Origin of the sequence: Escherichia sp. KCJ4928 (genome assembly GCF_004352695.1) — a bacterium.
Lineage (GTDB): Bacteria > Pseudomonadota > Gammaproteobacteria > Enterobacterales > Enterobacteriaceae > ECMA0423.
In genome coordinates this window covers 47985-61981 of record NZ_SJWV01000007.1, presented here as the reverse complement: position 1 = coordinate 61981, position 13997 = coordinate 47985, and the positions used below count along the sequence as shown (strand labels likewise).

The 13997-nt window shown below is 49.7% G+C and carries 14 protein-coding genes; 10 read left to right on the top strand and 4 right to left on the bottom strand.

Annotated features, from left to right (window positions below):
- The first annotated feature begins 82 nt into the window (after positions 1–82).
- The 6 genes from csgB (at position 83) to clsC (ending at position 3908) form a co-directional block, all read left to right on the top strand.
- A complete protein-coding gene (csgB, locus tag E0D98_RS02425) occupies positions 83–538 on the top strand; it encodes a curli minor subunit CsgB (protein WP_000791650.1) in 456 nt (151 codons plus the stop codon).
- 40 nt (positions 539–578) lie between these two features.
- On the top strand, positions 579–1034 hold the full coding sequence (gene csgA, locus E0D98_RS02420; protein WP_000771437.1) for a curli major subunit CsgA: 456 nt from the start codon (positions 579–581) through the stop codon (positions 1032–1034).
- A 58-nt stretch (positions 1035–1092) separates the two neighbouring features.
- Positions 1093–1425, top strand: a complete 333-nt coding sequence (gene csgC / locus E0D98_RS02415; protein WP_000992834.1) for a curli assembly chaperone CsgC — start codon at positions 1093–1095, stop codon at positions 1423–1425.
- Positions 1426–1545: 120 nt separating this feature from the next.
- Positions 1546–1857 (top strand): protein YmdA, encoded by a 312-nt coding sequence (gene ymdA, locus E0D98_RS02410; protein ID WP_000489590.1) that lies wholly within the window; start codon positions 1546–1548, stop codon positions 1855–1857.
- A 94-nt stretch (positions 1858–1951) separates the two neighbouring features.
- Positions 1952–2485, top strand: a complete 534-nt coding sequence (gene ymdB, locus E0D98_RS02405) for an O-acetyl-ADP-ribose deacetylase (RefSeq protein ID WP_000857399.1) — start codon at positions 1952–1954, stop codon at positions 2483–2485.
- Positions 2427–3908, top strand: coding sequence for a cardiolipin synthase ClsC (gene clsC, locus E0D98_RS02400; protein ID WP_001307714.1), 1482 nt, complete (start codon positions 2427–2429; stop codon positions 3906–3908). The genes ymdB and clsC overlap by 59 nt, the downstream gene beginning before the upstream one ends.
- Before the next feature lie 7 nt (positions 3909–3915).
- Here clsC and mdoC read toward each other — a convergent pair whose 3' ends face one another.
- A complete protein-coding gene (gene mdoC / locus E0D98_RS02395) occupies positions 3916–5073 on the bottom strand; it encodes a glucans biosynthesis protein MdoC (RefSeq protein WP_001070350.1) in 1158 nt (385 codons plus the stop codon).
- A 393-nt stretch (positions 5074–5466) separates the two neighbouring features.
- On the opposite strand from mdoC, the gene mdoG reads away from it, so the two are divergent.
- The 3 genes from mdoG to E0D98_RS02380 all read left to right on the top strand — a co-directional run bounded on the left by mdoG (position 5467) and on the right by E0D98_RS02380 (position 9938).
- On the top strand, positions 5467–7002 hold the full coding sequence (mdoG, locus tag E0D98_RS02390; protein WP_001300662.1) for a glucans biosynthesis protein MdoG: 1536 nt from the start codon (positions 5467–5469) through the stop codon (positions 7000–7002).
- On the top strand, positions 6995–9538 hold the full coding sequence (gene mdoH / locus E0D98_RS02385; protein ID WP_001295445.1) for a glucans biosynthesis glucosyltransferase MdoH: 2544 nt from the start codon (positions 6995–6997) through the stop codon (positions 9536–9538). Before mdoG ends, mdoH begins: the two co-directional genes overlap by 8 nt.
- Before the next feature lie 172 nt (positions 9539–9710).
- On the top strand, positions 9711–9938 hold the full coding sequence (locus tag E0D98_RS02380) for a YceK/YidQ family lipoprotein (RefSeq protein WP_001237206.1): 228 nt from the start codon (positions 9711–9713) through the stop codon (positions 9936–9938).
- Here the strand turns inward: E0D98_RS02380 and E0D98_RS02375 are convergent, their stop codons facing one another.
- The 3 genes from E0D98_RS02375 to lpxL all read right to left on the bottom strand — a co-directional run bounded on the left by E0D98_RS02375 (position 9939) and on the right by lpxL (position 12714).
- The gene (locus E0D98_RS02375) at positions 9939–10313 is read right to left on the bottom strand and encodes an acidic protein MsyB (protein ID WP_000180056.1); all 375 of its coding nucleotides are present in this window, start codon (positions 10311–10313) and stop codon (positions 9939–9941) included.
- 82 nt (positions 10314–10395) lie between these two features.
- Entirely contained in the window at positions 10396–11622 is a 1227-nt protein-coding gene (gene mdtG, locus E0D98_RS02370) for a multidrug efflux MFS transporter MdtG (RefSeq protein ID WP_000074172.1), read from the bottom strand.
- A 171-nt stretch (positions 11623–11793) separates the two neighbouring features.
- Complete coding sequence (gene lpxL, locus E0D98_RS02365; protein ID WP_050877173.1) at positions 11794–12714, bottom strand: kdo(2)-lipid IV(A) lauroyltransferase; 921 nt, start codon at positions 12712–12714, stop codon at positions 11794–11796.
- 224 nt (positions 12715–12938) lie between these two features.
- Between lpxL and E0D98_RS02360 the strand changes: the two genes are divergently transcribed.
- Positions 12939–13991: a rhodanese-related sulfurtransferase gene (locus E0D98_RS02360; protein WP_001144616.1), complete on the top strand. Its 1053-nt coding sequence runs from the start codon at positions 12939–12941 to the stop codon at positions 13989–13991.
- Positions 13992–13997 lie beyond the last annotated feature (6 nt).

Sequence of the window (13997 nt, the reverse complement as noted above, 5' to 3'; positions counted from 1 at the left end):
GTTAACAAAATACAGGTTGCGTTAACAACCAAGTTGAAATGATTTAATTTCTTAAATGTACGACCAGGTCCAGGGTGACAACATGAAAAACAAATTGTTATTTATGATGTTAACAATACTGGGTGCGCCTGGGATTGCAGCCGCAGCAGGTTATGATTTAGCTAATTCAGAATATAACTTCGCGGTAAATGAATTGAGTAAGTCTTCATTTAATCAGGCAGCCATAATTGGTCAAGCTGGGACGAATAATAGTGCTCAGTTACGGCAGGGAGGCTCAAAACTTTTGGCGGTTGTTGCGCAAGAAGGTAGTAGCAACCGGGCAAAGATTGACCAGACAGGAGATTATAACCTTGCATATATTGATCAGGCGGGCAGTGCCAACGATGCCAGTATTTCGCAAGGTGCTTATGGTAATACTGCGATGATTATCCAGAAAGGTTCTGGTAATAAAGCAAATATTACACAGTATGGTACTCAAAAAACGGCAATTGTAGTGCAGAGACAGTCGCAAATGGCTATTCGCGTGACACAACGTTAATTTCCATTCGACTTTTAAATCAATCCGATGGGGGTTTTACATGAAACTTTTAAAAGTAGCAGCAATTGCAGCAATCGTATTCTCCGGTAGCGCTCTGGCAGGTGTTGTTCCTCAGTACGGCGGCGGCGGTAACCACGGTGGTGGCGGTAATAATAGCGGCCCAAATTCAGAGCTGAACATTTACCAGTACGGTGGCGGTAACTCTGCACTTGCTCTGCAAACTGATGCCCGTAACTCTGACTTGACTATTACCCAGCATGGCGGTGGTAATGGTGCAGATGTAGGTCAGGGCTCAGATGACAGCTCAATCGATCTGACCCAACGTGGCTTCGGTAACAGCGCCACTCTTGATCAGTGGAACGGCAAAAATTCTGAAATGACTGTTAAACAGTTCGGTGGTGGCAACGGTGCTGCAGTTGACCAGACTGCATCTAACTCCTCCGTCAACGTGACTCAGGTTGGCTTTGGTAACAACGCGACCGCTCATCAGTACTAATACATCATTTGTATTACAGAAACAGGGCGCAAGCCCTGTTTTTTTTCGGGAGAAGAATATGAATGCGTTATTACTCCTTGCGGCACTTTCCAGCCAGATAACCTTTAATACGACCCAGCAAGGGGATGTGTATACCATTATTCCTGAAGTCACTCTTACTCAATCTTGTCTGTGCAGAGTACAAATATTGTCCCTGCGCGAAGGCAGTTCAGGGCAAAGTCAGACGAAGCAAGAAAAGACCCTCTCATTGCCTGCTAATCAACCTATTGCTTTGACGAAGTTGAGTTTAAATATTTCCCCGGAAGATCGGGTGAAAATAGTTGTTACTGTTTCTGATGGACAGTCACTTCATTTATCACAACAATGGCCGCCCTCTTCAGAAAAGTCTTAATTTGTTGAAATATCGAGCATAAGATGAATCTGGAGAGAATGGTCTGCTGCGAATCAGCCAACCTGAAAGTATGGATAACACAACCCTCAAGGATGACTAATCATTGAGGAAATAGAATAAATGTTCAGACCTTTTTTAAACTCTCTTATGCTCGGCAGTTTGCTTTTTCCTTTTATTGCCATCGCAGGAAGCACCGCGCAAGGGGGGGTGATCCATTTTTATGGCCAAATTGTGGAACCGGCATGTGACGTCAGCACCCAGTCATCACCCGTAGAAATGAACTGCCCACAGAATGGTTCTGTTCCGGGCAAAACCTATTCCAGCAAAGCGTTAATGAGCGGTAATGTTAAAAACGCGCAAATAGCCTCAGTAAAAGTGCAGTATCTTGATAAACAGAAAAAGCTGGCTGTAATGAACATCGAATATAACTAAGTTTCTGAACAACGCACGTTGCTGAGCAGAAAAATGCGATTTAACCAAAAAGCCTGCTGTACACTTAAGAAACAAGAAGGTGTAAGGAGGCGTTATGAAAACGCGTATTCATGTTGTGCAGGGTGATATTACCAAACTGGCCGTTGATGTGATTGTGAATGCGGCTAATCCGTCATTAATGGGAGGCGGCGGCGTCGATGGGGCCATTCATCGCGCAGCGGGTCCGGCCCTGCTGGATGCCTGTTTAAAAGTCAGGCAACAGCAGGGCGATTGCCCTACGGGGCATGCCGTTATTACGCTTGCAGGCGCTCTTCCCGCTAAAGCCGTAGTGCACACCGTCGGGCCAGTCTGGCGTGGTGGTGAACAAAACGAAGACCAGCTTTTGCAGGATGCCTATCTCAATAGCCTACGACTGGTGGCGGCAAACAGCTATACGTCAGTGGCTTTTCCTGCAATCAGTACTGGGGTTTATGGTTACCCTCGTGCGGCAGCGGCTGAAATCGCAGTTAAAACCGTTTCAGAATTTATTACCCGTCACGCTTTACCCGAACAGGTATACTTTGTCTGTTATGATGAAGAAAACGCCCACCTCTACGAAAGACTCCTTACCCAACAAGGAGATGAATGATTTGCCCCGGCTGGCGAGCGCGGTGCTGCCACTGTGTTCGCAACATCCCGGTCAGTGTGGTCTTTTCCCTCTGGAGAAAAGTCTGGATGCGTTTGCCGCCCGGTATCGTCTGGCCGAAATGGCAGAGCATACGCTGGATGTTCAGTATTACATCTGGCAGGACGATATGTCGGGTCGGTTACTGTTTTCCGCCCTGTTAGCCGCAGCAAAGCGTGGCGTTCGCGTCCGTTTGTTGCTGGACGACAACAATACGCCCGGACTTGACGACATTTTACGCTTGCTTGACAGCCATCCCCGCATTGAAGTCCGGCTTTTTAATCCTTTCTCGTTTCGCTTGCTGCGTCCGCTTGGTTATATCACCGACTTTTCCCGTCTCAATCGCCGTATGCACAATAAAAGTTTCACTGTCGATGGCGTGGTGACGCTGGTAGGGGGGCGAAATATTGGTGATGCCTATTTTGGGGCAGGGGAAGAGCCACTTTTTTCGGATTTAGATGTTATGGCAATAGGGCCCGTGGTAGAGGACGTTGCCGATGATTTCGCCCGCTACTGGTATTGCAAATCGGTTTCACCCTTACAGCAAGTGCTGGATGTCCCGGAAGGTGAAATGGCGGATCGCATCGAGTTACCCGCCTCCTGGCATAACGATGCTATGACGCATCGTTACTTACGCAAAATGGAATCCAGTCCGTTTATAAATCATCTGGTTGATGGAACGTTGCCGCTTATCTGGGCGAAAACACGTTTATTAAGTGATGATCCGGCGAAAGGGGAGGGCAAGGCAAAACGGCATTCACTGTTACCGCAGCGCCTGTTCGATATCATGGGCTCACCCAGTGAACGCATCGATATTATCTCTTCCTATTTTGTACCGACACGCGCAGGTGTGGCGCAACTCTTACGGATGGTGAGAAAAGGGGTAAAGATTGCGATCCTAACCAATTCTCTTGCCGCTAACGATGTTGCTGTCGTCCATGCCGGATACGCGCGCTGGCGCAAAAAATTGCTCCGCTATGGCGTGGAATTATATGAACTCAAGCCGACGCGTGAACAAAGTAGTACGTTACACGATCGCGGCATAACCGGTAATTCCGGAGCCAGCCTGCATGCTAAAACCTTTAGCATCGATGGTAAAACGGTGTTTATCGGCTCTTTCAATTTCGATCCGCGTTCAACATTGCTCAATACTGAAATGGGCTTCGTGATAGAGAGCGAAACGCTGGCACAGTTAATTGATAAACGCTTTATTCAGAGCCAGTATGATGCGGCCTGGCAGCTCCGTCTGGACAGGTGGGGACGGATCAACTGGGTTGATCGTCATGCAAAGAAAGAGATTATTCTCAAAAAAGAACCCGCCACCAGTTTCTGGAAGCGGGTTATGGTCAGACTGGCGTCGATATTGCCCGTGGAATGGTTATTGTAAATGTGGCTTAACGGGCTGGTGCTTTATCGTTCTCACGCTTAACAACCGGTTTACCAGAGAACAAAAACTTCAGTAACGGGATGCGCAAATGAATTTCATACAGAATTATCGCAATCCCTACTACAAATATCAGGCCACAGAGAAAACCAAGCCAGTTGGAGGTGATGTGCGGTGTAATGTATGCGCCGAAAAACAGCGTTAACGGGTGGTGAACCAGATAGATAAACAGCGATGCGTTAACAAAATAAGTCACCCGCGCTGACTGGAAGTTAAGCAAACGGTGGCCAAAGGAGAAGACCACATTCACCATCCACAGACCGAGGACCATGGTGATCACCGACTCGGTTTCGTACATCCAGGCATCGCCACTGCCATAGCGCTGGTTGAGTAAATAAGCGACAAACGCCAATGCTGCTGCAAGGGTACAGCCACGAGACGGCGTGGTAAACAAGGCTTTAAGATGAGGGAAAATGAAAGCCAGTGCGCCGAGGATAAAGAACGGCAAATAAAACAGCGTTTGCATGACAATAAAATTGAACATGCCATTACTCAGAATGGGCGGATACACAATAAAAATCGTTCTTCTTATTACCGCATAACCGATGCCGAGGCATAAAAAAATCACCGATAGTTTTACCATCGAGAATTTTTTATTCGTTTTATCAGAATTTTCTAAATTATTTCTGATGCGTTTAAATATCCATACGCACAGCGTCGTCATGACCACTAACACCAGTAAAAACCACAGATGTGATATTAATTCCCAGGCCAACGTATTATATTTGTCATACAATGACAGCCCAGGCCAACTTTCCGCTTTCCCTTTGACGTATTGCAGCATAATAAATTGCGGCAATGTCAGTAAGGGGATGGCTGTTAACATCGGGATACCTACACGTTCGACACGTACTTTCCACCATTTTTTCAAGGGATAGCGTAAAAAAAGCATGTAGGAAAAGTAGCCGGATATAACGAAAAATACCTGCATGCGGAACGAGTGGATGAAGTCATTAAAAAGGGTCAGCCACAATGACGGTTCGGCGCTATTCACATGCCATGTATGGCTCGAATAGATTAAAGAAATATGAAAAGGGATCCCTAACAACATCAGCCAGGCGCGGATGGAGTCGAGGAAATATTCACGTTGCGCGGGTACTGGATTCATATATGGTTAACTAATCTCGGATTTTTCGTCTTATCCCTGTCGGGTTATGCCTTTAGGCTTGTTGCCATAGCGACACCGACCTGACCGCGCCAGGCGCAGGCTTCAAGGTTTTTATGCATAGCATCATCGCTACCACTAACCAGAATGGAAGCGTCTGTAAGACGGTTGATAAATAAAATTGCTGGCAAACCCTACACGAAGTCGATGCTTCTGTCTTTAGGAGAAGCACGGAAAGTGAAAACGGTTGCAATCAGGTGCTTAATCCATGAGCCAGCGTGCTGAACGATACCGGGATTCTGTTGTCGGAATGGCTGGTTATCCATTAAAATAGATCGGATCGATATAAGCACACAAAGGGGGAAGTGCTTACTAATTATGAAACATAAACTACAAATGATGAAAATGCGTTGGTTGAGTGCTGCAGTAATGTTAACCCTGTATACATCTTCAAGCTGGGCTTTCAGTATTGATGATGTCGCAAAGCAAGCTCAATCCTTAGCCGGGAAAGGCTATGAGGCGCCCAAAAGCAACTTGCCCTCCGTTTTCCGCGATATGAAATACGCGGACTATCAGCAGATCCAGTTTAATCATGACAAAGCGTACTGGAACAATCTGAAGACCCCATTCAAACTCGAGTTCTACCATCAGGGTATGTACTTCGATACCCCGGTCAAAATAAATGAAGTGACTGCCACCGCAGTCAAACGAATCAAATACAGCCCGGATTATTTCACTTTCGGCGATGTTCAGCATGACAAAGACACGGTAAAAGACCTTGGTTTTGCCGGTTTTAAAGTGCTTTACCCGATCAACAGCAAAGATAAAAACGATGAAATCGTCAGCATGCTCGGGGCCAGCTATTTCCGCGTGATTGGTGCAGGTCAGGTTTATGGCCTTTCTGCCCGCGGCCTGGCAATTGATACCGCCTTGCCATCGGGTGAAGAATTTCCACGCTTCAAAGAGTTCTGGATCGAGCGTCCAAAACCGACTGATAAACGTTTAACCATTTATGCATTGCTTGACTCGCCGCGCGCGACAGGTGCTTACAAATTCGTGGTTATGCCAGGGCGTGACACGGTTGTGGATGTGCAGTCGAAAATCTATCTGCGCGATAAAGTCGGCAAACTGGGGGTTGCACCGTTAACCAGTATGTTCCTGTTTGGGCCGAACCAACCGTCGCCTGCAAATAACTATCGTCCGGAGTTGCACGACTCTAACGGTCTGTCTATCCATGCCGGTAATGGCGAATGGATCTGGCGTCCGTTGAATAACCCGAAACATTTAGCGGTCAGCAGCTTCTCGATGGAGAACCCGCAAGGCTTCGGTCTGTTGCAGCGCGGTCGTGATTTCTCCCGCTTTGAAGATCTCGATGATCGTTACGATCTTCGTCCAAGCGCATGGGTGACTCCGAAAGGGGAGTGGGGTAAAGGCAGCGTTGAGCTGGTGGAAATTCCAACCAACGATGAAACCAACGATAACATCGTCGCTTACTGGACGCCGGATCAGCTGCCGGAGCCGGGTAAAGAGATGAACTTTAAATACACCATCACCTTCAGCCGTGATGAAGACAAACTGCATGCGCCAGATAACGCATGGGTGCAACAAACGCGTCGTTCAACGGGGGATGTGAAGCAGTCGAACCTGATTCGCCAGCCTGACGGTACTATCGCCTTTGTGGTCGATTTTACCGGCGCAGAGATGAAAAAACTGCCAGAGGATACCCCGGTCACAGCGCAAACCAGCATTGGTGATAATGGTGAGATAGTTGAAAGCACGGTGCGCTATAACCCGGTTACCAAAGGCTGGCGTCTGGTGATGCGTGTGAAAGTGAAAGATGCCAAGAAAACCACTGAAATGCGTGCTGCGCTGGTGAATGCCGATCAGACGTTGAGTGAAACCTGGAGCTACCAGTTACCTGCCAATGAATAAGACAACTGAGTACATTGACGCAATGCCCATCGCCGCAAGCGAGAAAGCGGCATTGCCGAAGACTGATATCCGCGCCGTTCATCAGGCGCTGGATGCCGAACACCGCACCTGGGCGCGGGAGGATGATTCCCCGCAAGGCTCGGTAAAGGCGCGTCTGGAACAAGCCTGGCCAGATTCACTTGCTGATGGACAGTTAATTAAAGACGACGAAGGGCGCGATCAGCTGAAGGCGATGCCAGAAGCAAAACGCTCCTCGATGTTTCCCGACCCGTGGCGTACCAACCCGGTAGGCCGTTTCTGGGATCGCCTGCGTGGACGCGATGTCACGCCGCGCTATCTGGCTCGTTTGACCAAAGAAGAGCAGGAGAGCGAGCAAAAGTGGCGTACCGTCGGTACCATCCGCCGTTACATTCTGTTGATCCTGACGCTCGCGCAAACTGTCGTCGCGACCTGGTATATGAAGACCATTCTTCCTTATCAGGGTTGGGCGCTGATTAATCCTATGGATATGGTTGGTCAGGATTTGTGGGTTTCCTTTATGCAGCTTCTGCCTTATATGCTGCAAACCGGTATCCTGATCCTCTTTGCGGTACTGTTCTGTTGGGTGTCCGCCGGATTCTGGACGGCGTTAATGGGCTTCCTGCAACTGCTTATTGGTCGCGATAAATACAGTATATCTGCGTCAACAGTTGGCGATGAACCATTAAACCCGGAGCATCGCACGGCGTTGATCATGCCTATCTGTAACGAAGACGTGAACCGTGTTTTTGCTGGCCTGCGTGCAACGTGGGAATCAGTAAAAGCCACCGGGAATGCCAAACACTTTGATGTCTACATTCTTAGTGACAGTTATAACCCGGATATCTGCGTCGCAGAGCAAAAAGCCTGGATGGAGCTTATCGCTGAAGTCGGTGGCGAAGGTCAGATTTTCTATCGCCGCCGCCGTCGCCGCGTGAAGCGTAAAAGCGGTAATATCGATGACTTCTGCCGTCGCTGGGGCAGCCAGTACAGCTACATGGTGGTGCTGGATGCTGACTCGGTAATGACCGGTGATTGTTTGTGCGGGCTGGTGCGCCTGATGGAAGCCAACCCGAACGCCGGGATCATTCAGTCGTCGCCGAAAGCGTCCGGTATGGATACGCTGTATGCGCGCTGTCAGCAGTTCGCGACCCGCGTGTATGGGCCACTGTTTACAGCCGGTTTGCACTTCTGGCAACTTGGCGAGTCGCACTATTGGGGACATAACGCGATTATCCGCGTGAAACCGTTTATCGAGCACTGCGCACTGGCTCCGCTGCCGGGCGAAGGTTCCTTTGCCGGTTCAATCCTGTCACATGACTTTGTAGAAGCGGCGTTGATGCGCCGTGCAGGTTGGGGGGTCTGGATTGCTTACGATCTCCCGGGTTCTTATGAAGAATTACCGCCTAACTTGCTTGATGAGCTAAAACGTGACCGCCGCTGGTGCCACGGTAACCTGATGAACTTCCGTCTGTTCCTGGTTAAGGGTATGCACCCGGTTCACCGTGCGGTGTTCCTGACGGGCGTGATGTCTTATCTCTCCGCTCCGCTGTGGTTTATGTTCCTCGCGCTCTCTACTGCATTGCAGGTAGTACATGCGTTGACCGAACCGCAATACTTCCTGCAACCACGGCAGTTGTTCCCGGTGTGGCCGCAGTGGCGTCCTGAGCTGGCGATTGCACTTTTTGCTTCGACTATGGTGCTGTTGTTCCTGCCGAAGTTATTGAGCATTTTGCTTATCTGGTGCAAAGGAACGAAAGAATACGGCGGCTTCTGGCGCGTTACATTATCGTTGCTGCTGGAAGTGCTTTTTTCCGTGCTGCTGGCTCCGGTACGCATGCTGTTCCATACGGTCTTCGTTGTCAGCGCGTTCCTTGGCTGGGAAGTGGTGTGGAATTCACCGCAGCGTGATGATGACTCCACTTCCTGGGGTGAAGCGTTCAAACGCCACGGCTCACAGCTGCTGTTAGGGTTAGTGTGGGCTGTTGGGATGGCGTGGCTGGATCTGCGTTTCCTGTTCTGGCTGGCACCGATTGTCTTCTCGTTGATCCTGTCACCGTTTGTTTCGGTGATTTCCAGCCGTGCCACCGTTGGTCTGCGCACCAAACGCTGGAAATTGTTCCTGATCCCGGAAGAGTATTCGCCGCCGCAGGTGCTGGTTGATACCGATCGGTTCCTTGAGATGAATCGTCAACGCTCCCTTGATGATGGCTTTATGCACGCAGTGTTTAACCCGTCATTTAACGCTCTGGCAACCGCAATGGCGACCGCGCGTCACCGCGCCAGTAAGGTGCTGGAAATCGCCCGTGACCGCCACGTTGAACAGGCGCTGAACGAGACGCCAGAGAAGCTGAATCGCGATCGTCGCCTGGTGCTGCTAAGCGATCCAGTGACGATGGCCCGTCTGCATTTCCGCGTCTGGAATTCCCCGGAGAGATATTCTTCATGGGTGAGTTATTACGAAGGGATAAAGCTCAATCCACTGGCATTGCGTAAACCGGATGCGGCTTCGCAATAAAAACGTAGTTGCCTGATGCGCTACGCTTATCAGGCCTACATCGTTCCTGCAATTTATTGATTTTGCAAGATTTTGTGGGTCGGATAAGGCGTTCACGCCGCATCCGGCAAAAACAACGAGCCAATAAAAATACCGGCGTTATGCCGGTATTTTTTTACGAAAGAGGTATCAAATGCGTTTAATTGTGGTGAGCATCATGGTGACCTTGCTGAGTGGCTGTGGCAGCATTATTAGTCGCACTATACCGGGGCAGGGGCATGGCAACCAATATTATCCCGGTGTGCAATGGGATGTGCGTGACTCCGCCTGGCGTTATGTCACGATCCTTGATCTGCCATTCTCTCTGGTTTTTGATACTTTACTGCTGCCGATCGACACTCATCATGGCCCGTATGAGTGATTAACGTTCATCCCACTCATCAGCTGCTGCGCGTCCTTCCTCGGTATCCAGCGGTGGCTCAAGCTGAAATTCCCCCTCGTCCCATTCATGTAATGTATTCTCTTCCTGCCACTCCTGGCGTATCTCTATCTCATCATAGTCGCCATCAAAAACACTTTGCGCGGCTTCACCGCTAAGCATAGGTAAACATTCACCTTCTTCCCCTTCGTCGGCAAAAAACTCAACTTGCCACATGATGTCGCCGTCCTGCAAAACGTATTTTTGGGCATTGAACTGTTGCACATTCGCATCTTCGGCGTCGATGCCGGGGTTGTCTGCAAGAAATTCTTCGCGTGCAGCGTCAATGGCTTCTTCAAGCGTTGCGTACATGGTCATCACGATTCTCCCTTTGAGTTGATGAGGTTTCAGGGAAAAGGATAGCTGATTCTCCGCTTTTGCAAGTATGAAAGGCGAAAAATCAGTTCGATACCTGGGGTATTCGACGACGACGTAGACTGTTCCATGAATAGACTGCGTTGAATAACACTACGCCAGCGGTGACGAGAAATACCGCTCTGAAACCGTAGTTCGCTGAAATCGCTGCTCCCATCAATGGTCCGGTAACGTTGCCAATATCACGAAACGATTGGTTATAGCTGAAGATACGCCCGGCGATCTGGTTGCTCGAGTTGTAAACCAACAGTGTCTGTACGGCGGGGAGTAGTGCACCATCGGCGGCACCGAGCAAAAAACGTAAAATCCCAAGTTGCAATGGCGTCTGAACGTAAGACATTGGGATCAACAGCAGTACAGAAAAGATCAGCGCTGTAATCAGGATCTTTTCGGGTCCGATTCGATCGCCAAGTTTGCCGAGTCGTGGTGCGCTTAGCAGAGCCGCCACGCCTGGCACCGAGGCGATCATGCCACTGATAAAGGCGACGTTACTGACGTTACCCGCCAGTTCGCGGACATACAGCGTCAGAATGGGGGCAATTGAGCCTGTCGCCACCTGGATGATTAACGTGGTGACAAACAGGCTGAGTACCAGTTTCGGGTTTTTAAGTGATGTCACCACTTCCCGCATGTGCAGCATCTCTTTTTTGCTGACCGGCTGGAATTTTTCTCTGATGCAGAACAGGGTGACGAAAAAGCAGAGTATGAGCACACTGGCGGTAATAAAGAATACCGGACGTAAGCCGTAGCTATCGGCGAGCAGGCCGCCAGCCATTGGGCCGAGCAACGCACCACTAACGCCGCCTGTGGAGAGCGTACCCAGCGCCCAGCCGCTTTTATTACGCGGTACTTGTGTGGCGATAAGAGCATTAGCGTTGGGGACAAATCCGCCAAGTAACCCAAGAAGCGCCCGTAGGATCAAAAACTGCCAGATATTTTGTGCCAGTCCCATCAACACCATCACGATGCCCATGCCGAGGGCAGAGCGTAATAGCATGAGTTTTCGGCCTTTACGGTCGGCGAGTCCACCCCAAAACGGTGAGGCGATGGCCGAAAATAAAAATGTAATGCTGAAGACAATACCGGACCACATATTCAGGGCGGAGTGACCGGTAACGCCAAGCTGCTCAACGTAGAGGGGTAAGAAGGGCATTACCAGACTGAAGGCGGCCCCGGTAAGAAAACAGCCTAGCCAGGCGACGATCAGGTTTCGTTTCCAGTTTATAGGGGTGTCATTTTCACAGGGTGACATAGCAATCCGCTGTTGGTGCGCCAGGCGCGGTGAACATAAGAAGAAAAGATAAGCACACTAATTATGCGCCCGACTTCCAGGGGGCGCAATCCAGAGAGCTTTTATCGCTAAATCAGGGGGATTTGCTGTGGTAATGCCGGATGCCATTCTGAAGCATCCGGCATGGGAGATTTAATAGCGTGAAGGAACGCCTTCCGGGCGTGTTTTAAAGCGACGGTGTAACCACATATACTGCTCTGGTGCCATCATGATGCATTTTTCGACCACTTTGTTCATCCACGCGGCGGTAGTTTCGGCATCATCCAGTGGCGGAGAACACTCTGGCGGCAGCATAATCAATTGATACCCTTTGCCATCTGGCTTACGGCGTGGAACGAAGGGCACCAGACATGCGCCGGACATCCGTGCCAGCATCCAGGTTCCGGTCGTGGTCGCAGCCTGCTCAACGGCAAATAACGGGACGAAAACGCTTGAGCGCGGGCCGTAATCATGATCCGGTGCGTACCAGACCACTTCGCCTTTTTTCAGGGCTTTAATCATGCCTTTTAAATCTTTGCGGTCGAGCATCGATTTATTTGAGCGCAAACGGCCCCAGGTTTGTAGCCAGTCAATCAGTGGATTATCGTTCGGGCGGTAAACGCCAATCCCCGGTTCCTGCATACCAAACTGCCGCGCACCCAGCTCCAGTGTCAGAAAATGGATGCCAACTAACAGGATGCCGCGTTTTTGCGCCTGCACGTCACGAATGTGTTCCATGCCGATCACTTCCGTCCAGCGGGCGATTCGGCGGTCCGGCCAGAACCACGCCATGCCGGTTTCCATCAGGCCCATGCCAACGGATTCGAAATTCTTCACCACCATTTTACGGCGTTCTTGTTCGCTCATTTCCGGGAAGCACAGTTCCAGGTTGCGATGCACAATTTTTGCGCGTCGTTTCATAAAACGTAACGCCAGTTCTCCTAATCCACAACCGAGGCGGTAGATAACCGGGTAGGGCAATTGCACGACTAACCAAAGTACGCCAATACCCAACCAGGTTAACCAATAACGCGGATGAAGCAGTGCGGTGGAGAACTTGGGTAGATTCGTCATATCAATCCTGTTTTTCAACCTATTCGGGCAATTGTATGTATTGTCGCATTTTTTCGCCCGCAACCAAAATTTGTGGCTGAAGACTGGGCGAAATTGCCGCGCTTGTAAATAACAAATAATTTTTAATGCGCAAATGTAGCGTAAAATGTGTGGATGTTAATTATCGATAATTGCTATATCATGCCGCGGATTTTTACTTTCCCATCTCGCAGGAACCGTACACCATGCCAGTGTTACACAACCGCATTTCCAACGACGCGCTAAAAGCCAAAATGTTGGCTGAGAGCGAACCGCGAACCACCATTTCGTTTTACAAGTATTTCCACATCGCCGATCCTAAGGCGACCCGTGACGCTTTATATCAGCTGTTTACCGCGCTGAATGTTTTTGGGCGAGTGTATCTGGCGCATGAGGGCATTAACGCGCAAATCAGCGTACCTGCGAGCAATGTTGAAACATTTCGCGCGCAGCTCTATGCCTTCGACCCGGCTTTAGAGGGTTTACGCCTGAATATCGCGTTGGATGATGACGGGAAATCCTTCTGGGTACTGCGCATGAAGGTACGCGATCGCATTGTTGCCGACGGTATTGACGATCCTCACTTTGATGCCAGCAATGTTGGTGAGTATCTGCAAGCGGCGGAAGTGAACGCCATGCTTGACGATCCCGATGCACTATTTATCGACATGCGTAACCACTATGAGTATGAAGTGGGGCACTTTGAAAACGCGCTCGAAATTCCGGCAGATACCTTCCGTGAGCAGCTGCCAAAAGCAGTCGAGATGATGCAGGCACATAAAGATAAAAAAATCGTCATGTACTGCACCGGCGGCATTCGTTGTGAAAAGGCCAGTGCCTGGATGAAACATAACGGATTCAACAAAGTCTGGCATATCGAGGGCGGAATTATTGAATACGCCCGTAAGGCGCGCGAGCAGGGCTTGCCGGTGCGTTTTATTGGCAAAAATTTTGTTTTTGACGAGCGGATGGGCGAACGTATATCGGATGAGATTATCGCGCATTGCCACCAGTGCGGCGCGCCGTGCGACAGCCATACCAACTGTAAAAATGATGGCTGCCACCTGCTGTTTATTCAGTGTCCAGTATGTGCGGAAAAATACAAAGGTTGTTGTAGTGAGATTTGCTGCGAAGAAAGCGCGTTACCGCCAGAAGAACAGCGACGCCGTCGGGCAGGACGTGAAAATGGCAATAAGATCTTTAATAAGTCTCGTGGACGTCTGAATACAACACTGGGCATTCCTGATCCAACGGAATAAATATCA